Source organism: Acetobacter zythi (genome assembly GCF_963921165.1).
Lineage (GTDB): Bacteria > Pseudomonadota > Alphaproteobacteria > Acetobacterales > Acetobacteraceae > Acetobacter.
The window spans coordinates 553,231-574,990 of record NZ_CAWUEO010000001.1; the positions used below are offsets into that span (position 1 = coordinate 553,231).

The 21,760-nt window shown below is 60.0% G+C and carries 18 protein-coding genes; 9 read left to right on the plus strand and 9 right to left on the minus strand.

Features of this window, described 5'->3' with window-relative positions:
• Positions 1-107 precede the first annotated feature (107 nt).
• Positions 108-857: a class I SAM-dependent methyltransferase gene (locus tag AABE20_RS02680; protein WP_338331695.1), complete on the minus strand. Its 750-nt coding sequence runs from the start codon at positions 855-857 to the stop codon at positions 108-110.
• 66 nt (positions 858-923) lie between these two features.
• On the opposite strand from AABE20_RS02680, the gene gloB reads away from it, so the two are divergent.
• Complete coding sequence (gene gloB / locus AABE20_RS02685) at positions 924-1,649, plus strand: hydroxyacylglutathione hydrolase (RefSeq protein WP_338331696.1); 726 nt, start codon at positions 924-926, stop codon at positions 1,647-1,649.
• A gap of 33 nt (positions 1,650-1,682) precedes the next feature.
• Here the strand turns inward: gloB and AABE20_RS02690 are convergent, their stop codons facing one another.
• The gene (locus AABE20_RS02690; RefSeq protein WP_338331697.1) at positions 1,683-2,744 is read right to left on the minus strand and encodes a DUF2125 domain-containing protein; all 1,062 of its coding nucleotides are present in this window, start codon (positions 2,742-2,744) and stop codon (positions 1,683-1,685) included.
• A 353-nt stretch (positions 2,745-3,097) separates the two neighbouring features.
• Positions 3,098-3,802, minus strand: coding sequence for a lysophospholipid acyltransferase family protein (locus AABE20_RS02695; protein ID WP_338331698.1), 705 nt, complete (start codon positions 3,800-3,802; stop codon positions 3,098-3,100).
• Positions 3,803-3,982: 180 nt separating this feature from the next.
• On the opposite strand from AABE20_RS02695, the gene ahcY reads away from it, so the two are divergent.
• The 3 genes from ahcY to AABE20_RS02710 all read left to right on the plus strand — a co-directional run bounded on the left by ahcY (position 3,983) and on the right by AABE20_RS02710 (position 5,995).
• Positions 3,983-5,272 carry an adenosylhomocysteinase gene (gene ahcY, locus AABE20_RS02700; RefSeq protein WP_338331699.1) on the plus strand — a complete coding sequence of 430 codons (1,290 nt, stop codon included), beginning with the start codon at positions 3,983-3,985 and terminating at the stop codon, positions 5,270-5,272.
• A 32-nt stretch (positions 5,273-5,304) separates the two neighbouring features.
• Complete coding sequence (locus AABE20_RS02705; protein ID WP_338331700.1) at positions 5,305-5,466, plus strand: hypothetical protein; 162 nt, start codon at positions 5,305-5,307, stop codon at positions 5,464-5,466.
• Between the two features lie 133 nt (positions 5,467-5,599).
• Positions 5,600-5,995: a DUF3597 domain-containing protein gene (locus tag AABE20_RS02710; RefSeq protein WP_338331701.1), complete on the plus strand. Its 396-nt coding sequence runs from the start codon at positions 5,600-5,602 to the stop codon at positions 5,993-5,995.
• A gap of 130 nt (positions 5,996-6,125) precedes the next feature.
• On the opposite strand, the gene AABE20_RS02715 is transcribed toward AABE20_RS02710, so the two are convergent.
• From AABE20_RS02715 to zapE, 5 genes are all read right to left on the minus strand, one after another.
• Positions 6,126-7,127 (minus strand): L,D-transpeptidase, encoded by a 1,002-nt coding sequence (locus AABE20_RS02715; protein WP_408740651.1) that lies wholly within the window; start codon positions 7,125-7,127, stop codon positions 6,126-6,128.
• Positions 7,128-7,227: 100 nt separating this feature from the next.
• Positions 7,228-8,949 carry a dihydrolipoyl dehydrogenase gene (lpdA, locus tag AABE20_RS02720; RefSeq protein ID WP_338331860.1) on the minus strand — a complete coding sequence of 574 codons (1,722 nt, stop codon included), beginning with the start codon at positions 8,947-8,949 and terminating at the stop codon, positions 7,228-7,230.
• 89 nt (positions 8,950-9,038) lie between these two features.
• Positions 9,039-10,256 carry a 2-oxoglutarate dehydrogenase complex dihydrolipoyllysine-residue succinyltransferase gene (gene odhB / locus AABE20_RS02725; protein ID WP_338331861.1) on the minus strand — a complete coding sequence of 406 codons (1,218 nt, stop codon included), beginning with the start codon at positions 10,254-10,256 and terminating at the stop codon, positions 9,039-9,041.
• A gap of 109 nt (positions 10,257-10,365) precedes the next feature.
• On the minus strand, positions 10,366-13,233 hold the full coding sequence (locus AABE20_RS02730) for a 2-oxoglutarate dehydrogenase E1 component (protein WP_338331703.1): 2,868 nt from the start codon (positions 13,231-13,233) through the stop codon (positions 10,366-10,368).
• A gap of 204 nt (positions 13,234-13,437) precedes the next feature.
• Positions 13,438-14,661: a cell division protein ZapE gene (zapE, locus tag AABE20_RS02735; RefSeq protein WP_338331704.1), complete on the minus strand. Its 1,224-nt coding sequence runs from the start codon at positions 14,659-14,661 to the stop codon at positions 13,438-13,440.
• 129 nt (positions 14,662-14,790) lie between these two features.
• Here zapE and AABE20_RS02740 point away from each other — a divergent pair, with 129 nt between their 5' ends.
• Entirely contained in the window at positions 14,791-15,129 is a 339-nt protein-coding gene (locus AABE20_RS02740) for a carboxymuconolactone decarboxylase family protein (protein ID WP_165991279.1), read from the plus strand.
• A 118-nt stretch (positions 15,130-15,247) separates the two neighbouring features.
• Here AABE20_RS02740 and AABE20_RS02745 read toward each other — a convergent pair whose 3' ends face one another.
• The gene (locus AABE20_RS02745) at positions 15,248-17,443 is read right to left on the minus strand and encodes a ComEC/Rec2 family competence protein (protein ID WP_338331705.1); all 2,196 of its coding nucleotides are present in this window, start codon (positions 17,441-17,443) and stop codon (positions 15,248-15,250) included.
• Between the two features lie 38 nt (positions 17,444-17,481).
• On the opposite strand from AABE20_RS02745, the gene gltX reads away from it, so the two are divergent.
• From gltX to plsY, 4 genes are read left to right on the plus strand one after another with little or no spacing between them, the layout of a single operon-like run.
• Complete coding sequence (gltX, locus tag AABE20_RS02750) at positions 17,482-18,888, plus strand: glutamate--tRNA ligase (RefSeq protein ID WP_338331706.1); 1,407 nt, start codon at positions 17,482-17,484, stop codon at positions 18,886-18,888.
• Positions 18,881-19,822: an aspartate carbamoyltransferase catalytic subunit gene (locus tag AABE20_RS02755; RefSeq protein ID WP_025827260.1), complete on the plus strand. Its 942-nt coding sequence runs from the start codon at positions 18,881-18,883 to the stop codon at positions 19,820-19,822. The genes gltX and AABE20_RS02755 overlap by 8 nt, the downstream gene beginning before the upstream one ends.
• The gene (locus AABE20_RS02760) at positions 19,819-21,111 is read left to right on the plus strand and encodes a dihydroorotase (protein WP_338331707.1); all 1,293 of its coding nucleotides are present in this window, start codon (positions 19,819-19,821) and stop codon (positions 21,109-21,111) included. Before AABE20_RS02755 ends, AABE20_RS02760 begins: the two co-directional genes overlap by 4 nt.
• Entirely contained in the window at positions 21,108-21,752 is a 645-nt protein-coding gene (plsY, locus tag AABE20_RS02765; RefSeq protein ID WP_338331708.1) for a glycerol-3-phosphate 1-O-acyltransferase PlsY, read from the plus strand. The genes AABE20_RS02760 and plsY overlap by 4 nt, the downstream gene beginning before the upstream one ends.
• Positions 21,753-21,760 lie beyond the last annotated feature (8 nt).

Sequence of the window (21,760 nt, forward strand, 5' to 3'; positions counted from 1 at the left end):
AAGAAAGAAGAATGGAACCCGGCCCCAGAAGCTAAAAACATAAAAACCGGCGGATAACACCATGAGTGCAGGCTGAATACAATCTGTTCAACCGCACCAAGCACTGGCTAGGGTACTTTTCCCGCTCTGGGCGCCCCCGCCATACCAGCCGAAGTCAGGCGCATACGCGCAAACCACCCTTTTTTATGCTGCAAAGACAAAGGCAGGGCGGAATACATATCCGGCACGGCCTCGACCAGAATAAGGCTTCCCCCACCCGGACAGAGCACCTTACCCGCTATATCCATCCGCCGACCACGCCGCAGCGTGCGACAGGCCTGACTGGCAGGCAAAAACACAGCCTCATCCCACTGTTCAGCCCGCAGCATGGCCGCTGCCAGCAACTGCCGCAGCTTGGGCCGTGTAAAGGATGCATCTCTGGCAAACGGGGTGCGCCGCAACCTTGCCCGCCCGCCCAGACGGCTGGGCACAACCATAAGCAGGCGTCCATCATCCTTGAGCGCACGGGCGGCAGAGCGCAGCACGGTTAACGGATTTTCGCGCCCCTGCAGGGCATGCACAAGCAGAATACGGTCAAATTTCTGCGGTTCAAACGGGAGTTCCGCAGGGTCCACCACACAGCACTGACCGGGCTGAAAAGCCATATCTGCCCGTGCGCTCCCAAGGTAGGCACCAATGCGTAGTGTGGAGCTGTCTCCAATTGTTTGCAGGTAAGGCGCGGCCCCACCCAGCCCCAGAACGGACTGGTTTTTCATCTCCGGCCAGAACCACCGCATGCGCTCACCCAGCAGGCTGACACACACCTTGCCCGCTGGAGTCCCGTAAAAGCTTTCTTCGCGCGGCGTGGCATTCTGCATAGTTCATGCCTATCATATGTTGACCCGCTAAAGCCATGACCTACCCCACCCCAGATGGAGGCCCCCATGCCCCTGACCATTCGCGCCATTGCAGTTCTGAGCGACAATTACGCATGGCTTTTGCGTGACGAAGCAACAGGCATGACCGCCGTTGTGGACCCCGGCGAGGCCGCTCCCATAGAGCGCGCACTGGAGCAGGACGGAAACAGGCTGGACTTTATTCTGCTGACCCACCACCACAATGACCACATTGGCGGCGCCAACGCCCTGCGCACCCGCTACAACGCCAAGGTCGCTGGCCCAGCGACCGAGCAGCACCGCATGCCCGCACTCGATCTGCCATTGCAGGACAATGATAGACTAGAAATTGGCCAAAGTGCCGGGCGCGTTCTGGCCATGCCGGGCCACACGCTGGGCCATATTGCATATTATTTTGACCAGCCCCCCGCCCTGTTCTGTGGGGATACTCTGTTCAGCCTTGGCTGTGGCCGCCTGTTTGAAGGCACAGCGCAGCAGATGTTTGCAAGCCTTGGCAGGCTACGTGACCTGCCCGGGCAGACCCGCGTGTGCTGCGGGCATGAATATACCCTCTCCAACGCCCGGTTTGCCCTGCATGTAGACCCCGACAACCCGGACCTTCTGGCCCGTGTGCAGCAGGTGCGCGCCCTGCGGGACAAAGGATTGCCGACCGTGCCCTCCACACTGGAGCTTGAGCGCGCGACAAACCCGTTCCTGCGCGCACCCAACGCCCAGATACTGGCCGACCTGCGCGCGCAGAAAGACGTGTTCTAGCCCGCGCACCACGTGAACAGGCAGGTCAGTCCGTTATGGGCTAACCAATATGGTTTGTGCCGGTTGCACCAGCCTGACAACCGGCAAAATCTGCGCCAGTGGTACGGCCCCCATATAAACATACCCGTTCCGTGCAGAGAGCGAGAGAACAAGCTTGCCGCCTGACCTGTCCCCACGGGCAATCATGTCCTCCAGAGTCGCTTTCAAGGCGGCGGCCTGCTCGGGGGGAAGAATTTTTTCAGGGTGCAGGCGTTCGACAAAGGGTTTCCAGTCCTTGATGGTCAGCCAAAAATCTCCGGTCACGGCGGTCGCATGCCCACCCCGCACGTGGCCGGTCACACCCAGTTTGAGACCGCTCCACTCTGCTGATGCTTTTTGCACAAGCAGTTCGGGCCAGATGGCCTGCCCACTCTCTTCCTCCTGCTCCAGCACACGCAGGCGCTCATACGGTCCGGACATGGAAAAAGCGGCTTTGACGTTTTGCAAATGCTGTGGCCATGCAGGAACAGTCATCTGCTCCACCGACAGGGAAAGACCAAGCACACTGGCCTGAAAAGTAGCCTGCGTGTTCCACAACCACTCCCCCTGCACGTTTGTCATGCTCACGCCTGCCCCACGTACATGCACAAACGGGGCCGTAAAGGCCGCCTTGCCCGCAGGCATGGCCCGCGCGGGCCAGAACACCTCCACCGGACTCCCTTCAAGCACAAGCAGGCGGCTGTCCTCCACGCCATCATGCTCATATGGCACAGCAATGGACTGCGGCCCGTCCAGCCGCATATGCACCTGCAACGGGTGCCACGGCACAGCCTCCAGCAACACATGGCTTGCGGCGTATTCCATGGCCCGTGGGGTAGACCCGCCATGCGTGGTGGGGGCACACGCCACATGCACGCCCTGCAACACCAGACCGGCCCCAAACAGCCCCCCCGCAGGCTGCTTGCCCTGATAGGTCAACTGGCACAGCCCCGAAGGATGCAGAACAAGCTGGTCCAGATAGTGCTGGCTCTTCCAACGGAACGCGCCAGCCCCGCCACCAAGCAGCACGCCCCCCAATGCCAGTGTCATCAGGGCTGTTTTTACAAAGCGCGTCATCCCCACCTCAAATGGCTGTATTCCGCCTGCCGCGTAAAATTATCCACAGCCTGAATTCCTTATTGGCAGCGCACGACCCAGTGGTGGACACCCCTATGCCTCAGCCAGTTTTCCCAGAAAAACTTCTGAACTCACATAATCCAAAAATCCATTTATGGAAAAGAGAATTTTGGAATTTTTTCTCAAACCACCATACATGGGCACACAAGCATTGAACCCGATTTACTTAATACCCCGCAGTAAATCTTCCTGAATTACTGGCATGACCCTTTTATGACATGGATCATACTCCACAAAGTTATCCACAGCAGGTGCCTGCTTATCCCCCACTCCAGAGCGGGTCCTCCACAGGTTTACACCGCACCAACAGGTTCCAGTGCCCGCCAGCTTTTTTCAATCTCTTCGAGCAGGGCAGTTCTTTTGATCGGACCAACACTTGGGCCTATGCACACATGCAGCACGCCCGAGCGTTTGACAAAAGCATTGCGCCCCCAGAACAGGCCCGAATTGGTGGCCACCGGAATAACCGGCAACCCTGTATGGCTGGACATGGCGGCAATACCGGGCTTAAGCGCCACATGCTCGCCCGGCATGGTGCGCGTTCCTTCGGGGAAAATAATAATCTGGCGGTTATCCGCAACGGCCCTGTCCGTGCCCTGCAACAAAAGGCGTAGGGCGCGCGCACCAGCGGCACGTTCCACCGGCATCATACCCGTTAGCACCAGCATGGGGCCAAGCAGGGGAATACGGGTCAGCTCGCCTTTCATAACATAGCACGGCCGGGGCAGGAGCAGCATCCATATCAGCGTATCGAATGCGGACTGATGCTGCGAGGCAATAAGGGCCGGGCCGGATTGTGGCAGGTGTTCGTGCCCGCTCACACACACACGCACCCCGCAGATGGTGCGGAATAACCAGAGGACCAGCCGCGACCACAGCTTGGCATAGGCCAGTGCCCGCCCGGGCATGAACCAGCGGATAGGCAGCGCACCAACCCCCATGACCCCGGTCAGCACAAAAGCCACAATATTAAACACAACCGAACGCACAACAGCCATCAGAACAAACCCGCTACAACCAGCATATTAGTCTTTGATTAACCACGCTGGACACCAGAAAACCGCCGTTGTGGCAAGCAAAACCACACAAAACCAGACCAGCCATACCTGTTCCGTCTGGCCTATGGCCCGCTATGGCTGTATAGCAAAGCAGCACTTTGCATAGAAAGACAGGATAATATGAGCGACTATAAGGTAAAGGACCTCTCGCTGGCCGAATGGGGTCGCAAGGAAATTTCCATTGCTGAAGGCGAAATGCCGGGTCTGATGGCACTGCGCGAAGAATACGGCGCAAGCCAGCCCCTTAAGGGCGCGCGTATTGCAGGCTGCCTGCACATGACCATCCAGACCGCAGTTCTGATCGAAACGCTGGTCGCTCTGGGCGCTACCGTGCGCTGGTCTTCTTGCAACATTTTCTCCACGCAGGACCACGCTGCCGCAGCTATTGCTGCTGCTGGCATTCCGGTATTCGCATGGAAAGGTCTGACCGAAGACGAATTCAACTGGTGTATCGAGCAGACCATTAAGGGCCCCGATGGCTGGACCCCGAACATGATCCTCGATGACGGCGGCGATCTGACCGTTATGATGCATGACCAGTTCCCCGAACTGCTGGCCGAAGTTAAGGGCCTGTCGGAAGAAACCACAACAGGTGTGCACCGCCTGTGGGAAATGCAGAAAAAAGGCACGCTGAAGGTTCCCGCCATCAACGTGAACGACAGCGTTACCAAATCCAAATTTGATAACCTGTATGGCTGCCGCGAAAGTCTGGTGGACGCCATCCGCCGTGGCACCGACGTGATGATGGCTGGCAAGGTTGCCGTTGTTGCCGGTTATGGTGACGTGGGCAAAGGTTCCGCCGCCTCCCTGCGTAACGCAGGCTGCCGCGTGCTGGTTACCGAAGTGGACCCGATCTGCGCCCTGCAGGCCGCCATGGAAGGCTACGAAGTGGTCACCATGGAAGCTGCCGCACCGCGTGGGGACATTTTTGTAACCGCAACCGGCAACGTGGACGTGATTACCGTTGACCACATGCGCGCCATGAAAAACCGCGCAATCGTGTGCAACATTGGCCACTTTGACTCCGAAATCCAGATCGGTGGTCTGCGCAACTTCACATGGGACAACATCAAACCGCAGGTTGATGAAGTGGTGTTCCCTGATGGCAAGCGCCTGATTGTTCTGTCCGAAGGCCGTCTGGTCAATCTGGGCAACGCAACCGGTCACCCGTCCTTTGTTATGTCTGCGTCCTTTACCAACCAGACGTTGGCCCAGATTGAACTGTGGACAGCACCTGCTGGCAAGTACGAGGTTGCGGTTTACACCCTGCCCAAAAAGCTGGACGAAAAAGTTGCATCCCTGCATCTGGCCAAGGTTGGCGCTCATCTGAGCAAGCTGAGCGAAACACAGGCCAAATACATTGACGTTCCGGTCAACGGTCCTTTCAAGCACGAAGAATACCGTTACTAATAGACCATGATCGGGGTTGGGGAGTGTTCCACATGGAACGCCCCGGCCCCGTTCGGGCTTTGGCCCTGCTGGCCCGCCACGGCCAATACCGTGCTGGCCCCTCTCCCATTCAAAAAACGCACTGCTGGTTCGTGATTTTTAATCTGAACCCCTTGCCGGGCAGAACCGTTACCCCACACAGGGCAACGCACTGACCTGCCCCCGTTGCAGGCTATACTGCACACAGACGCACCCGATTGATTGCACAAAACTGTCTCTTTCCTGACAGATTTGTCAGGCTATCCTGCACAACAGACCCTTACTGCATAGTCTAAAAGGATTACGCCCATGAGCATTTTTGGCTCCATTCTATCCGCCATTTTTCATCACGCCAAAGCCGCAACGCCAGACACCACATCCCCCGCCAATGCCAACGCACAGCCAAGTGCCGCTGCTGTAGCAGCCCCCGGCACAGTGCCCCCCGCCGGTTCCCCCGTGAATGTGGATGCTGTTCTGGCAAGCCTTGCCGCACAGAACGGGCAGACCCTGAACTGGAAAGAGTCCATTGTGGACCTGCTCAAACTGCTGGGGCTGGATAGTTCGCTGGATGCGCGCAAAAAGCTGGCGGCGGAGCTGGGCTATACCGGCAATACCGAAGACAGCGCGAGCATGAACGTATGGCTGATCAAGGAAGTCCGCCAGAAGCTGGCCCAAAATGGCGGCAACATTCCCGCAGGTCTGTAAATACCCGCATAGGTAACCAGAGCCAGAACCAAGCGCAGGTCTGAACAACCTGCGCTTTCGTTTTTATACCTTACCCCGCATTGGCTTTATCCGCGCTTCGCACAGACCATCATCGTAGCCCCGGAGGCTTCTAACCGTGCTGGGTGCTTCTGTGCTGGGTATCGGTGTCTTTAAGGGCCGCAGCGGCAGGAACGACGGTGGTGTAATGTGCCGTATCCACCACCACAACAGCCAGCCCAGCTATGGGGGAGACCACACGGTCCTTGCGTAAAAGTGCTGCAAAACGGCGGTCTACTACGGCCTTTTGTTCATACTCGGCATCCAGAAGCCCATGGCGGTCAATAAACACATTCAACGATGACGGAATGCGGATACAACCTTCGGATGCCGTATGCCCCAGGCGTTGCTCCAGATAAACCGGGTCCGTTGCATGCATTTCCAGCCGGATCTGCACCTTATCCCGGCTTTGCAGCCACCCTTTTTCAGCCCATTGCCAGCCAAAGTCCCACACGCGCATACCTGTGGTGCCATTCCCCATAATGCCGTTTTCATTCTTGGTGCCCAAAGCACGGTACCCAAGACGATCCGCCGAATTGGGAAAAACACCTGTAGGGGTAATATAGTAATATTGCCGCCCGGTTGTGCCGGTGGACACTCTGGTGCTCCCAATAACCTGCCAGTCCGCATTGCCGGGTAAGGCCAGAATCAGGCACAGGCGCTGCACTTTGGGGTTACGGTCCACCACCACAAGCACCTGCGGCCGGTCCAGCACATAACCTGCCTGCTCCAGTTGTTGCCGCGCAAGTTCCACCCATGCCGTTTTGTAGACTGAAGCCACAGGTAGGGCGGCTGGCACTTCATGCCGGAAAGCAATAGTTAAGGCCCAGGCCTCCTGCCGGGCGGTATCCTCATCCACCACAGGAATAGGGGATAATATCCGCTCCTGCGGATGAGAGGGCAAAGCTGGCACGCCATTAGACACCCCAGCAAACGCAGGGTCCAAAGCACTGTCATCCACACTGGAGTGATGTGCGCCACCGGGAGCGAGAGTGCTGGCTGTATGCTCAGCAGGCCGCCATGCTGCCCCCTGCGCCCACACAACCTCTGAGATGGCCAGAAAACCACCAGCCATAACCGAGCAGACTGCCAGTTTCCGTGCCATGCACATACATGCTCCCCCGTATGCAACTACGGGGGAGAGTATGGCATTAGTCCTAACAAGAAGAAAATATTCAGATGTTAATCGCGCGGTTGTCAGCACCCAATGCTGCTTCCTTGACCGCTTCGCTCAGTGTTGGGTGAGCGTGGCAGACGCGGCCAATATCTTCAGCCGAAGCCCCAAACTCGATCGCCATTGTGGCTTCGGCAATCAGTTCGCCTGCTGCTGGGCCAATAATGTGTACGCCCAGCACACGGTCGGTCTGCTTGTCGGCCAGAACTTTAACAAAGCCGTCTGTCATGCCCAGTGCGCGTGCACGGCCATTGGCAAGGAAGGGGAACTTGCCGGTTTTGTAAGCAACGCCCTTGTCCTTGAGCTGCTCTTCCGTAAAGCCCACAGACGCCACTTCCGGCCATGTGTAGATCACACCGGGAATGGCATCGTAATTAACGTGCCCAGCCTGCCCTGCCAGCAGTTCGGCCAGAGCAACGCCTTCCTCTTCCGCTTTGTGGGCCAGCATGGGGCCAGCAATAACGTCCCCAATGGCGTAAATGCCGGGAATGTTTGTGGCGTAATGGGCATCCACTTCCACACGGCCGCGCTTGTCCAGCGCAATACCGGCTTCTTCCAGCCCCATATTCTTGCTTGCGGCCGTACGACCAACCGCCACCAGCACCACATCGGCTTCCAGCGTTTCCACTGCCCCACCGGCGGAGGGTTCAATGCTGAGCACAACGCCTTTTTTGGTTTTTTCTGCTTTGGTGACCTTGTGGCCCAGCTTCATTTTGAAGCCCTGTTTGGTCAGCAGTTTCTGGAACTGTGCAGCCACTTCGTTATCGGTGCCGGGTACCAGACGGTCAAGGAATTCAACCACGGTCACTTCCGCGCCAAGGCGGTGCCACACGCTCCCCAATTCCAGCCCGATAACACCGCCACCAATCACAACCAGACGCTTGGGCACTTCGGACAGTTCCAGCGCACCTGTGGAGGTCACAATAACTTTTTCGTCCACCTCAATCCCCGGCAGGTTTGCGCTATCGCTCCCGCTGGCAATAATAATGTGTTTGGCGGTTACCGGCTTGCCATCCACACTCAGGCGGCCCGTGCCTTCTACCTTGCCGTGGCCCTTAAGCCAGGTAATGCCGTTTTTCTTGAAGAGAAACTCAACCCCCTTCACATTGGCGCCCACAATATCGGCCTTGCGGGCCTGCATTTTAGCCAAATCCAGCTTTACGCTCTCAATCAGCACACCGTGGGCTGCAAAATCATGCCCGGCGGCATGATAGTTCTCAGAGGACTGAAGCAGCGCCTTGGAGGGAATGCACCCAACATTCAGGCAGGTCCCCCCAAGGGTTGCGCGTTTTTCCACGCAGGCAACCTTAAAGCCAAGCTGTGCCGCACGAATGGCGCAGACATACCCACCCGGCCCCGCACCAATGACCACAACATCATAATCCGTCTCAGCCGGTGGGGTCACCTGTGCTGCGGCCTGGGCGGCGGGGGCAGACTGCGCGGGGGCGGCGGCTTGCGCTGCCGGGGCTGCGGCCTTGCCTGCGGCTCCCGCTTCAAGCAGGGCCAGCACGGCGCCAACCTCTACTTCGTCACCTTCTTTTACGGCGTGGTTTTCCAGCCGACCGGCGGCGGGGGCGGGCACTTCCACGCTCACCTTGTCCGTTTCCAGTTCCACAACCGGTTCGTCTTCCTTGACCGCTTCACCCGGCTGCTTGAGCCACTTCCCTACCGTGGCGGTGGTCACACTTTCTCCAAGGGTCGGTACTTTAATTTCGGTCGGCATGGGTATTGTCTCGCTCACGTTAGGGTCTGCAAAAAAGGAAAGGCCGGAGAGCCGCGTACGGGCCACCTCCGGCCTGTGCCAGTGTCAGATCAGACGTCAATCAACAGGCGGCGGGGGTCTTCCACATTCTGCTTGAGCCGGACAAGGAAGCTGACAGCCTCCTTACCATCCACAATGCGATGATCGTAGGACAGGGCCACATACATCATGGGGCGAATGACCACCTGACCGTTTACGGCAACCGGGCGTTCCTGAATGGAGTGCATGCCCAGAATACCGGACTGCGGGGCGTTCAGGATCGGGGTGGACAGCAGCGAGCCATAAATACCGCCATTGGTAATGGAGAAGGTGCCACCAGACAGTTCATCCAGCTTGAGTGTACCTTCACGCGCGGCCTTGCCGAAACCTGCAATGGTTTTTTCAATCTGGGCAAAGCCCATTTTATCGGCATCGCGAATAACCGGCACAACCAGCCCGTTGGGGCCACCCACGGCAATGCCGAGATTGATGAAGTCGCGGTAGATCACGTCCTCACCATCAATTTCGGCGTTAATGGCGGGGAATTCCTTCAGTGCTGCAATAACCCCGCGGGAGAAGATGGACATATAACCCAGCTTCACACCGTGCTTTTTAACAAAGCTGTCCTGAAATTCGGCACGCAGCGCCATAGCGCCGGACATATCGATTTCGTTAAACGTGGTCAGCATGGCCGCCGTGTTCTGCGCTTCCTTCAGGCGGCGGGCAATGGTGCGGCGCAGGCGCGTCATTTTCACGCGTTCTTCGCGCGGGTCATCCTTGCGGGCGGGCTTGGGGGCTGCTGCCGGGGTAGCCGCCTGCGGTTGGGACAAAAAGCCCAGTACGTCGCCTTTGGTAATACGCCCGCCAAGGCCCGTGCCCTGACCAACCTGCCCTGCGTTCAGGCCGTTTTCGGCCATCAGCTTGCGGGCTGCGGGCAGGGCTGCGGCGGAATCAACCGCTGGCGCGGCAGGTTTTGCTGCCGGTGCTGCGGGGGCTTCCACCTTTTTTTCCGGTGCTACGGCCTTGGGGGCTGCGGGTGCGGCCCCTGCCTTGCCGGGTTCTACGGTTGTCAGCAGGGCACCCACTTCAACCTCATCCCCTTCTTTTACGGCCTGCGGGCCAAGCACGCCTGCCTGCGGGGCGGCAACTTCCACACTGACCTTATCAGTTTCAAGTTCAACGACCGGTTCGTCTTCCTTGACTGCATCGCCCGGCTGCTTGAGCCATTTGGCAATGGTTGCCGTGGTCACGCTCTCGCCCAGTGTTGGCACCTTGATCTCGACTGACATCCTGTTCCCCATTCTTCTCAAGAAAGCTCCTGTGTGGGATAATGGTTTTTCCACACAGGGTTTTTCTTCCGCGTAAGGCGGATAATTTTTCTAAAATTCCAGACCCGGCTCAACCAGACGTTTTAAGCCCCAGCGCGCGCTCCACAAGGTCCGCCTGCTCGGCGGCGTGGATGCGGGCCAGACCCGTGGCAGGACTTGCCGCAGCCGCACGCCCCACATACTGCGGACGCCCGGCCTTGTGGCCTGCCCGTAGCAGGGCTTTTTCAATCCGCCGGTCCACAAAGTGCCACGCACCGCCATTTTCCGTTTCTTCCTGACACCACACAATGTCTGCCTCAGGATAACGCTTCAGCTCGGCTGCGAGTGCTGCTTCGGGGAAGGGGTAGAGTTGCTCCACACGCACAATGGCAACATCCTTGATGTCCTTCTCGCGGCGGGCGGCCAGCAGGTCGTAATAGACCTTGCCAGAGCAGACCACCACGCGACGGACCTTGGCGTCCGGGCCAAGGGCGTCTGCTTCTGGCAGAACCGGGCTAAAGCGCGTACCCGGCCCAAAGTCCGCCAGAGCGGAAACCGCCAGCTTGTGCCGGAGCAGGGATTTGGGTTCCATCAGCACCAGCGGCTTGCGGTAGTCCAGCTTGAGCTGGCGGCGCAGGGCATGGAAGTAGTTGGCAGGCGTTGTAATGTTGCACACGAACATATTGTCTTCAGCGCAGAGCTGGAGGTAACGCTCCAGACGGGCAGAAGAATGTTCAGGCCCCTGCCCTTCGTACCCATGTGGCAGAAGCAGCACCAGACCGGACATGCGCAGCCATTTGGTCTCACCCGATGCAATGAACTGGTCAATAATGACCTGCGCACAGTTGGCAAAGTCCCCGAACTGCGCTTCCCACAGAACCAGCGTTTGCGGGTTGCGTACGGAGTAGCCATATTCAAAACCCAGCACGCCGTATTCGGACAGCAGCGAGTTCCAGATTTCAATTTTTGCCTGCTCAGGCTGAATGTGGTTCAGCGGTGTGCAGGGCGTCTGGTTGACCTGATCGGTCCATGTGGCGTGGCGCTGGCTGAAAGTTCCACGCTGGCAGTCCTCGCCAGACAGGCGCACACGGTGGCCCTCCAGCAGCAGGGAGCCAAAGCCCAGTGCCTCACCCGTGGCCCAGTCCAACCCCTCACCAGAGCTGAACATGCCAGCCTTGGCCTTAAGCTGGCGTGCGATCTTGGAATTAAGGTTGAACCCTTCGGGCACCTTGGTGATCGCCGCACCAATTTTTTGCAGCGCATCAAGGGCCACGCCGGTTTCGGGCCATGCCTGTTCGGGCTTCTGCCCCGGAGCACTCAGCCCTTTCCAGCCGCCTTCAAGCCAGTCAGCCTTGTTGACCTTATAGGACTCGGCAGCCTTGTAATCCGCTTCCAGCCGGTCCTGGAACGCATCCCACTGGGCCTGCGTTTCGGCCTCGGTCATGACACCTGTTTCCACCACGCGGCGGGCATACAGGGTATGCGGTGTTTCGTGGCTGGCAATGGCCTTGTACATAACGGGCTGGGTAAAGACCGGCTCGTCCGTTTCGTTGTGGCCATGGCGGCGGTAGCAAACAATATCGAGCACAATATCGCTGGCAAATTTAAGGCGATAATCTGCGGCAAGGCGTGAAGCATAGATCACGGCCTCGGCGTCATCACCATTCACATGCAGGACCGGCGCTTCAATGGATTTGGCAAGGTCCGTGCCATACACACCCGAATGCCCACATTCAGGATTGGTGGTAAAGCCGATCTGGTTGTTGACCACCATATGGATGGTCCCGCCCGTACGGTAGCCGGGCAGCTGGGACATGGCGAAGGTTTCGTAAACAATACCCTGACCGGCAAACGCCGCATCACCATGAATGACAATACCCATGCTGCCACTGCGGTTTTGCGTATCGCCCGCATCATCCTGCGTGGCGCGTACCTTGCCAAGCACAACGGTATCCACCGCTTCCAGATGCGAGGGGTTAGGCAGGAGCGAAATATGGACCGAGCGCCCGCTGACTTCCACATCGGCCGAAGACCCGAGGTGGTATTTAACGTCCCCCGAGCCTTCCACATTGTCAGGTTTGAAGGAGCCACCGGCAAATTCGTTAAAAATGGCCACGTAAGGCTTACGCACCACGTTAACCAGCGTGTTCAGGCGGCCACGATGCGCCATGCCAATGGTAACCGAACCAACACCCTGCACCGCAGACTGGTCCACAATGGCATGCAAGGCGGGAATGGAGATTTCGCCCCCTTCCAGACCAAAGCGTTTGGCGCCAACGTAACGCTTCTGGCAAAAAGCCTCGAACCCTTCGGCTTCGGCCAGATTTTTGAGAATGCTTTTCCGTTCGGCCACACTCACATTGTGCTGCCAGTTATCGCTTTCCAGCCGGTTGCGGAACCATTCGCGCTGCTCGGCATTACGGGCATACAGGTATTCCGCACCAATATTGCCACAGTAAACGCCGCGCAGGGCCGCAATAACGTCCTTGACCTTGGCTGTATTGCGCCCCTTGAGCAGGGGTTCGAGCAGCGAGCCAATAAACACGTCGCGTTCAAGGTCTTTGGGGCCAAAGCCGTAGGTCTGCGGGTTCAGTTCCTCACGCTGTGTGGGAACCTTAAGCCCGAGCGGGTCCAGCGTTGCCTCCAGATGACCGTATTCGCGGTAAGCGCGCACCAGACGGGCAATTGCCAGACTGTCCTGCGCTGCCAGACCACCAGCCGGACCACCTTTGGCAGGTGGTGGCGGCTCTTCCCCCGTAATAATGGACGGGCGCGGCGCCCATGACGCACCCAGTGCATCATGCAGCACGGCCGCCTCGTCATCTCCCAGCGAGCTGAAGAGAATATCGAAGGAGGGATCAACACTTTTTGGATCCTTTGCCCACTGGGCATACAAATCCGCAAGGTACGCGATATTGGCACCGTTCAGAGCGGTTGCCAGCATATCCGATACCGCCATCTCACATTCCTCCCTGTCGCGGGGTGATCACGCGCCGCAGACCAGATGTTGTGTCACACTCCAACGTAAGCCGGACCATCTTTTCCTTCACCCCACCCATACAGTGAGGTGCCCTTGATATCCCTTGCCAGCGGCACACAGCCCCCGGCTCTTTCTGTCTCAAGAGCTAGACCGGCCATGGGGCCGGAACAAGGGCACCGCCTGTCACGCTCTAGCGAGGCTGTGCGCCGCCTGTGCTGCCTGCGCACCGTGCTCAAGCCAGCTTTCACTGCCCATTTCCGCCAGACGCGAGGCTGTACGGGCGAACGCATCCGATCCCTCGCCCTCGGTAAACAGTTTGTCAGGTGCGGCCGCAGCCGAGGCAAACAGCAGATTTCCGTTGTCGTACAGGGCATCTATGAGGGTAATGAAGCGCCGCGCCAGATTGGCCTCGTCCTGTCCCATGCAGGGAATGTTGTCGATCACGACAACGGGAAAACGCCGCGCTAGCGCCAGATAGTCGTTTGGCCCCAGTGGTTTTCCACACAAAGAGTTGAAATCGAAGCGGCACACCCGACCCGCCGCCTGTTCCACCACAAAGCTGCGGCCTATGAACTCCAGCGTAACAGGCTGCGTGCTGGCTGAACCAGCCTGATGGGCAAAAATGCGGTCAAGCGTTGCATGGGCCTGTGCATCGGCCGGGACCAGCCATGTCTGGCGGTCCTGTTCGCGCCCACGGCGGTAATCCCTTGGCGAATCCAGTTCGATCGTATCCAGCTCGCGCCGGATAATGGCAATGAAAGGCTTAAAGGCATCCGCCCCCGGCCTGTTCTGGAACAGTTGCGAAGGCTCGGTGTTGGATGTGGCCACAATCACCACGCCATCGGCAAACAGGGCTTCGAACAGGCGGCCCAGAATCATGGCGTCGGCAATGTCGTTGACCTGAAACTCGTCAAAGCACAAAAGCTGCACACGGGCGGCAATGGCTTTGGCCAATGGGGGAATGGGGTCGGCCATACCGGGATTGGCGGCCTTGAGGGCATGCAGCTTCTGATGCACGTCCTGCATGAAGCGCAAAAAGTGGATACGCTCCTTAAGCCGGACCGGCGCGCACCCAAAAAACAGGTCCATGACCATGGTTTTGCCACGCCCAACCCGTCCTACAATATAAAGCCCGCGTGGTCCGCTTTGCGCGGCCTGTGTGGGCTGGCTCATAAGCTTTTTGGCAAGCCCTGCCAAAAAGCCGCGCCCTTTACTGGTTGCGGAGGCGGCCTGTGGCGCGCGCTCGGGCATGGCGGCAAGTTCGCGCCACAACTGGTCCAGACGTTCGACCACACGGGCCTGATCCGGATCGCTCTTGATGTCCCCGGTGGCAATGCGCTGCCGGTAAACTGCCAGAGGCCCCTGTGCGGTCGCAGCGGAGGCCCCGCTCGTGTTCATGTCTGTCATAATTCTGCCCGATAACGGCTTGAAGGCTCTTTAAGCAAGCACCATCACCTCTCCTAACCGTGTCGTGACAAGGCGGAAGCACTCTGGTGCTGTTGAGGGGTCCATCATACCCATATCGGAGTCCACGTCATGACCGACTGGAATGCTTATCGCGCCAATATGCAAAAAAACGTCAAAGCCCTTGCGCAATTAACCCCCAATACGCTCAAGGGCCTGCAAACGCTGGAAACTCCGCTCCCCGAACTCAAACATCTGGACGCCAAAACGCGGGAACTTATTGCGCTGGCCGTGGCCGTAACCACCCGGTGCGATGGCTGCATTGCCGTACATTCGGCCGCAGCCCGCAAGGTGGGGGCCAGCAAAGAGGAAATAGCAGAAGCCCTTGGCGTGGCCGTAGCGCTGAACGCAGGAGCGGCCCTTGTTTATTCCAGCCGGGTGATGGAAGCGTTTGACAGCACGGAGGGTTAAAGCCCGACCAACCGGACCACGCCCTCCCTAATGGCGGCAGGGCTGGCCGGGGGGTGGGTTCCTCATCGGTCTGGAACCACACCAGAAGCCGCTGCACATATTATACCCCGTGTGCCCCTTATTCGGTCTGCGCCAAGGGGAGTGTTGGCATGCCATGCCCACCGGGTTTGAGCACCCACACACGCTCGCCGCGTTTTTGGCGATCATTGGTAACGCGCACGCCATGCGCCATAAAAACAGTCTGCGCCCCACTCCGCCACGCGGAAAAACGATCCAGCCTGACAGGCACATCCGGGCAGGACGCCCGAAGTGGCGCAACGCTCACCACCACAGCAGCCTGCGCGCAAACATCGTTCGGCAAGGTCGCCCGCCCGTCCGATGGGTCATGAATCCGCACAATGGCCTCCTGCCCGTAACGCAGCAGGACGCAGGTGCCTGCCACGTTCCCTTCGCCACAGATCAGACTGCCATCGGCTGTTTCCGCCCCGGCCACACCCCGGGCGGGAAAATCGGACACAGGCAGGGCCATTGCCTGCGCCCATACTGCTTTTACAGCACGTTCATCGCGCGCGTGGCCCATAACGCGCAGGGTGGTCACATCCCTTACGCCCACCAACTGACCGTCCGGGCTTATCAGAATATCAGGCCGGGTCATCAGCCACGGGGTGATGGTCCCGAGCAGCACCACTAGCATTCCCCACCACCGCCATGCCCCCCGCCACAGGCACACCCAGCACAACCCGAGCAGAACCGCCCCCAGCCCCCAGCCCGGCATGGCGGGCACGGCAATACGCGCCCCCGGCCACCCCGCCACACCATGCGCCAGCCACAGCACAATGCGCACACCACCATTCATAAGGTGTAAAAACGGGCCATCGGCATGCAAAGGCATGGCAACCAGTGCGATCAACCCCAACGGCATGATCCACAGCGCCATAAGTGGCACGGCCACCAGATTAGCCAGGACAAAAAACGGCTGCACAACACCAAAATGCGCCATAACAACAGGTAGGGTGGCTGTTCCGGCCAAAAGGCTGGTCAGCACCAACATCACGCCATGCCGGGCTGCTGCCTGCCGCATCCCCGTAAGCCCGGACAAACCACGCAGCACGCGTGGGTGCAGGACCTCATACCCCGCGACAAGCGCGCTCACTGCCGCCATGGACATTTGAAAAGCCACATCCAGCACAACCTGCGGCGCCACAAGCAGCATAAGGGTTGCCGCCAGCGCCAGCCCACGCATGGATACAGCCTTGCGCCCCACCACAAGCCCCAGCACCACAATGGAGGACATCAGCCAGCTCCGTTCGGCTGGCAAATGCACACCCGTAAGCAGCACGTAGCCACCCCCCACCACCCATGCCACACAGGCGGAAACTGCCTTGCACGGCCACCGCAGGGCCGCATACTCCCACGCAGCCAGCCCCATGCGGCACACCAGCATGGCAGCCCCCATAACAATGCCAAGGTGCAGCCCCGCCACCGCCAGAAGGTGCGCAAGACCGGAGGCTGCAAAATCCTCCCGCACACTCTGGGGCACAGCCTCGGCCCTGCCATCAAGCACAGTCGCCACAACCGCGCCGGAGGCTCCGGGCAAAACATGGCGGATGCGCGCATCCACCCGCGCACGCAGTGTGGCCAACCCCTGCGAGAACCCATTTGCACCGGGGTGTGGACCGGATTCCACCCGTACGGGTTCCAGCGCGTAACCGCTCCCCGCACGACCGGAAAACCATGCCTCGAACTGCCTGTCCCGCCCACCGGGCAGGGCAGGAAAAGGCGGAGGCTGCAATACAGCGCGTACGCGCACTCCATCTCCGGGTATCAGGTCCACCGAATCCTGCTGGGTCAGGCGAATATCCAGCGTGCGGCGCAGCGGTAGCATGCCATCATCCACAAAATCATGCAGAACGGCCTGCGCCAGCGTAATCCGCCGCACCGGGGCACCTTGCTCCATGGGGGCGGGAAAATAGGCAATATCGCGCACAATGCCCGTAACTTCGGTACCCCGGCGGGGCAGTTCGGGCATGGGGGGCTGGCGGTGGGCCGCAAACCACGCCGCGCCAAACCCCACAGCCAGCGCCATACCAGCCCCACCCAGCAGGCGCGCCAAAAGGCTTTGCGGCCAGCGCACACCTGCGCCAAGGCACAGCCCCGCCACCACGGCAGGCAACGCAACGCCCACACCCCACCCCGGCTCGCAAGGCCACAAAAAATAGGCCAGCGCGCCCAGCGCCAGCATAACGGGAACCCATAGGACCAGCCGCCTGTGCTCGCCCTCGAACAACACCATGACAGACATCGGGTTCAGCATATGGCTCCCTGCGCCCGCGCGTGATAAAGAAACGCCCCATGACGACCATCCGCACACGCTTCGCTCCGAGTCCGACAGGCCTGCTGCATATTGGCAACGCCCGCGCAGCCCTGTTCAACTTCCTCTTTGCCCGTCACCATGGCGGTCAATTCCTCCTGCGTATCGAAGATACCGACCGCGAACGCTCCACCCAACAGGCCGTAGATGTTATTTTTGCGGGTCTGGACTGGATGGGCATTACGCCCGATGAGGAACCCGTCTTCCAGTCCACGCGGGAGGCACGACACCGCGAAGTCGCACTGGAACTGCTTGAAAAAGGTCTGGCCTACAAGTGCTACTGCACGCCAGAAGAACTCAAGCAGATGCGCGAAGACGCCACCAAAAACGGCAAACCCCCGCGCTATAACGGCCTGTGGCGCGACCGCGACCCCGCCGAAGCCCCCGCCGGCGCCCCCTTTGCCATCCGCATTAAAGCCCCGCGTGAAGGCGAGGCCATGATTGACGATCTGGTGCAAGGCGAAGTGCGGGTCGCCAATGTTGAGCTGGATGACATGATCATCCTCCGCTCCGATGGCTCCCCCACATACCAGCATGCCGTGGTGGTGGATGACCACGACATGGCCATTACCCACGTTATCCGTGGGGATGACCACCTGACCAACACCTTCCGTCAGGCCATGATCTACCGCGCCATGGGCTGGGACCTGCCGCGCTTTGGCCACCTGCCCCTTATTCATGGCCCCGATGGCGCCAAGCTGTCCAAACGCCACGGTGCGCAGTCGGTCGTGGAGTTCCGCGATATGGGCTACCTGCCCGAAGCCCTGTGCAACTACCTGCTCCGTCTGGGCTGGGGGCATGGCGATGCGGAAATCCTCTCCCGCGAGGAACAGATCAAACTGTTCGACATTGATGGCGTAGGCCGTGCGCCCTCGCGCATGGATTACGCCAAGCTCGACCACATTAACGCCGTATGGCTGCGCCAGACCGATGACGTACGCCTGACCGACGACGTTATGGACCGCCTGAAAAAAGTAGACGGCGTTGCCGTGGACGAAACCACGCGCGCCCGTGTGCTGGCCCTTATGCCCGGCCTTAAGGAACGTGCGCGCACGCTGGTGGAACTGACCGAAAATGCCGCCTTCCTTGGCCGCCATGTGCCCCTGCCCATGAACGCCAAGGCCGAAAAGCTGCTCACCCCCGAAGGCCGCGCCCTGCTGGGTGAGCTTGCGCGTGATCTGGCCGTGGTTGAACCTTTCAGCCCCGAAAACATTGATGCCGCTCTGCGCGCCTTTGCCGAGCGGGGTGGCCACAAGCTTGGGCAGGTGGCCCAGCCACTGCGCGCGGCAGTAACCGGCTCCAACTCATCCCCCGGAATCGACGCCACATTGCAGGCACTCGGCCGGGACGAAACACTGGCCAGAATAGGAGCCGTACTGCATGGCTAGCTTTCCCGGCCGCCACACCCGGCATCTGCTCGGGCTGGAGGGCATGACGCCAGACCAGATCGAGCCGCTGCTGGATCTGGCCGAGAGCTATGCCCTGCTCAACCGCTCCCGCAAGGTCCCGCGCGATGTGCTGCGCGGGCGCACCCTGATCAACCTGTTCTTTGAAGACAGTACGCGCACGCGGACTTCCTTCGAACTGGCAGGCAAGCGGCTGGGGGCGGATGTGATCAATATGTCCGTCGCCCAGTCCTCGGTGAACAAGGGGGAAACCCTGCTGGACACCGCAGCTACCCTGAACGCCATGCGCACCGACCTGCTGGTGGTCCGCCACTCCCAGTCCGGCGCTCCGGCCCTGCTGGCGCGCAAGGTGGAAGCCTCGGTCGTGAATGCGGGCGATGGTATGCACGAACACCCCACGCAGGCTTTGCTGGATGCGCTGACCATCCGCCGCCACCACGGCACCCTTGGGGGGCTGAAAGTGGCCATCTGTGGGGATGTGGCCCATTCACGCGTGGCGCGCTCCAATATTCATCTGCTCACCACAATGGGCAGTTCCGTGCGCCTTGTTGGCCCGCCCACACTGGTGCCGGGCAACCTTGGCCAGCTTGGGGTGGACATCCACCACAGCATGGAAGACGGCCTGCGCGATGTGGATGTGGTGATGATGCTGCGCCTGCAACGCGAGCGCATGTCCTCCGGGCTGATCCCCAGCGCGCGCGAATACTTCCGCTTTTTTGGTCTGGACCGCAGGCGGCTGGACCTTGCGCACAAAAACGCACTGGTCATGCACCCCGGCCCCATGAACCGGGGCGTGGAAATTGACAGCTCCGTTGCCGATTCCGACCAGAGCGTTATTCAGGAACAGGTAGAAATGGGTGTGGCCGTACGCATGGCCGTTCTGGACCGTCTAACCCGCAGCAGGCAAACCCCATGACCACCCTTGTTTTTGACAATGTCCGCCTGATCGACCCCGCATCCGGGCTGGACCAGCCCGGCCGCCTTGTTGTGCAGGACGGACGGATTGCAGGCATAGACAAACCCGGCACGCAGGACCTGCCCGAAGGGGCAACCCTTGTGGATGGCCAAGGTGCGGTGCTGTGCCCCGGCCTTGTGGACATGCGGGTAGAAATTGGCGAACCCGGCTATGAATACCGCGAAACCATAGCCTCCGCCACGCGTGCCGCCTCCGCTGGGGGCATTACCACCATTGCGGTGCTGCCAACCTGCAAACCTGCCATTGATAATCCAGCTCTGGTCCGCATGCTCCGCGCCCGTGGGGAAGAAACCGGGGCCGTGACCATCCTGCCCTACGGTGCCCTGACCAAAGGGTGCGAAGGCAAGGAACTGGCCGAAATTGGCCTGCTGCATGAAGCCGGGGCCGTAGCCTTTACCGATGGCAACCGCGCCATAGACCCATCCCGCCTTATGCGGCTGGCACTGGCTTACGCCAGCGGCTTTAACGCCATGGTGGTCCAACACCCTGAGGACCCGTCTCTGGCGGGGTCTGGCTGTGCCACATCGGGCGCTCTGGCCACGCGGCTTGGGCTTGCGGGGATTCCAACCGCTGCCGAATCGATTATGATCGCGCGTGATATCCGTCTGGCGGAGCTAACCGGGGGTCGCCTGCACTTTGGCCATGTCTCCACCGGGGAAGGTCTGGACCTGATCCGCACCGCCAAGGCCCGGGGGCTGAACGTAACATGCGATACGGCTCCCCCCTATTTTGACCTGAACGAAAACGCGATTGGCGACTTCAGAACCTACGCCAAGTTCTCCCCTCCGCTGCGGAGCGAGGCGGACCGTCTGGCCGTATGCGCAGGGCTTGCTGATGGCACGATCGACGCCATTGCCTCCGACCACCACCCGCGTGATGCGGACGACAAGCGCCTGCCTTTTGCACAGGCGGCAACAGGTGGCACGGGTATGGTCACGCTGCTGGGCGTAACACTTGCCCGTGTGCATGACGGCACGTTGAGCCTGCCACAGGCTCTTGGCCTGCTGACCCACCGCCCCGCCAGCCTGCTGGGGGTAGAAGGCGGCACTCTGGCTGTAGGGGCCATGGCCGATCTGTGCCTGTTCGCCCCCGAGCAGAGCTGGCTGGTCACTGCGGGCAAACTGCCGGGCCGCGCACAGAACACCCCGTTCGACCGCCGCCCGCTTGAAGGCCGTGTGCTTGGCACATGGAAAGCCGGACAGCGCGTGTATGAGGCGGACGCGGCATGACCGGGCAACTCCCCTCCTACGTCTTGTGGCTTATGGCGGCCATGGCGTTCATGGGCTACGCGCTGGGCAGCGTGCCATTTGGGCTGATTCTGACCAACCTTGGCGGTGCGGGTGACCTGCGCAGTATTGGTTCGGGCAATATTGGCGCGACCAATGTGCTGCGCACCGGTCGCAAGGACCTTGCCGCCGCCACTTTGGGGCTGGATGCGGCCAAGGGTTTTCTGGCGGTGCTGATTGCGTGGGTCATGACCTCGCCCGATTATTCAGACCACACAGCCTCCCTTGCGGCTCTGGCTGCGGTGGTCGGGCATTGTTTTCCCATTTTTCTGGGCTTTCGGGGGGGCAAGGGCGTTGCAACCGGGTTAGGGGCACTGCTGGCGCTTTCTCCCATTACCGGGCTGGTTGGGTGTGCCGTGTGGCTGGGCGTTGCCAAGGCATCGCGCATTTCCTCCGCCGGGGCGTTGGCGGCGTTTGTGGTCATGCCGGTTGTTATTCTCGCACTGTATGGCTTTTCCTTTCAGGCCAGCCCCAAGCCTATGGCAACGCTCCTGATCAGCATACTGGTCATTGCCCGCCACCATGAAAACATTGGCCGTATTTTTCGGGGCACCGAGTCCCGCATTGGCCAAAAAAAGGACTGACCGGCCTT

Excerpts from the sequence above, each read along its gene's own strand:
- AABE20_RS02680 (WP_338331695.1), bottom strand. The coding sequence starts at position 857 with ATGCAGAATGCCACGCCGCGCGAAGAAAGCTTTTACGGGACTCCAGCG.
- gloB (WP_338331696.1), top strand. The coding sequence starts at position 924 with ATGCCCCTGACCATTCGCGCCATTGCAGTTCTGAGCGACAATTACGCA.
- AABE20_RS02690 (WP_338331697.1), bottom strand. The coding sequence starts at position 2,744 with ATGACGCGCTTTGTAAAAACAGCCCTGATGACACTGGCATTGGGGGGC.
- AABE20_RS02695 (WP_338331698.1), bottom strand. The coding sequence starts at position 3,802 with ATGGCTGTTGTGCGTTCGGTTGTGTTTAATATTGTGGCTTTTGTGCTG.
- ahcY (WP_338331699.1), top strand. The coding sequence starts at position 3,983 with ATGAGCGACTATAAGGTAAAGGACCTCTCGCTGGCCGAATGGGGTCGC.
- AABE20_RS02705 (WP_338331700.1), top strand. The coding sequence starts at position 5,305 with ATGGAACGCCCCGGCCCCGTTCGGGCTTTGGCCCTGCTGGCCCGCCAC.
- AABE20_RS02710 (WP_338331701.1), top strand. The coding sequence starts at position 5,600 with ATGAGCATTTTTGGCTCCATTCTATCCGCCATTTTTCATCACGCCAAA.
- AABE20_RS02715 (WP_408740651.1), bottom strand. The coding sequence starts at position 7,127 with ATGGCTGGTGGTTTTCTGGCCATCTCAGAGGTTGTGTGGGCGCAGGGG.
- lpdA (WP_338331860.1), bottom strand. The coding sequence starts at position 8,949 with ATGCCGACCGAAATTAAAGTACCGACCCTTGGAGAAAGTGTGACCACC.
- odhB (WP_338331861.1), bottom strand. The coding sequence starts at position 10,256 with ATGTCAGTCGAGATCAAGGTGCCAACACTGGGCGAGAGCGTGACCACG.
- AABE20_RS02730 (WP_338331703.1), bottom strand. The coding sequence starts at position 13,233 with ATGGCGGTATCGGATATGCTGGCAACCGCTCTGAACGGTGCCAATATC.
- zapE (WP_338331704.1), bottom strand. The coding sequence starts at position 14,661 with ATGACAGACATGAACACGAGCGGGGCCTCCGCTGCGACCGCACAGGGG.
- AABE20_RS02740 (WP_165991279.1), top strand. The coding sequence starts at position 14,791 with ATGACCGACTGGAATGCTTATCGCGCCAATATGCAAAAAAACGTCAAA.
- AABE20_RS02745 (WP_338331705.1), bottom strand. The coding sequence starts at position 17,443 with ATGCTGAACCCGATGTCTGTCATGGTGTTGTTCGAGGGCGAGCACAGG.
- gltX (WP_338331706.1), top strand. The coding sequence starts at position 17,482 with ATGACGACCATCCGCACACGCTTCGCTCCGAGTCCGACAGGCCTGCTG.
- AABE20_RS02755 (WP_025827260.1), top strand. The coding sequence starts at position 18,881 with ATGGCTAGCTTTCCCGGCCGCCACACCCGGCATCTGCTCGGGCTGGAG.
- AABE20_RS02760 (WP_338331707.1), top strand. The coding sequence starts at position 19,819 with ATGACCACCCTTGTTTTTGACAATGTCCGCCTGATCGACCCCGCATCC.
- plsY (WP_338331708.1), top strand. The coding sequence starts at position 21,108 with ATGACCGGGCAACTCCCCTCCTACGTCTTGTGGCTTATGGCGGCCATG.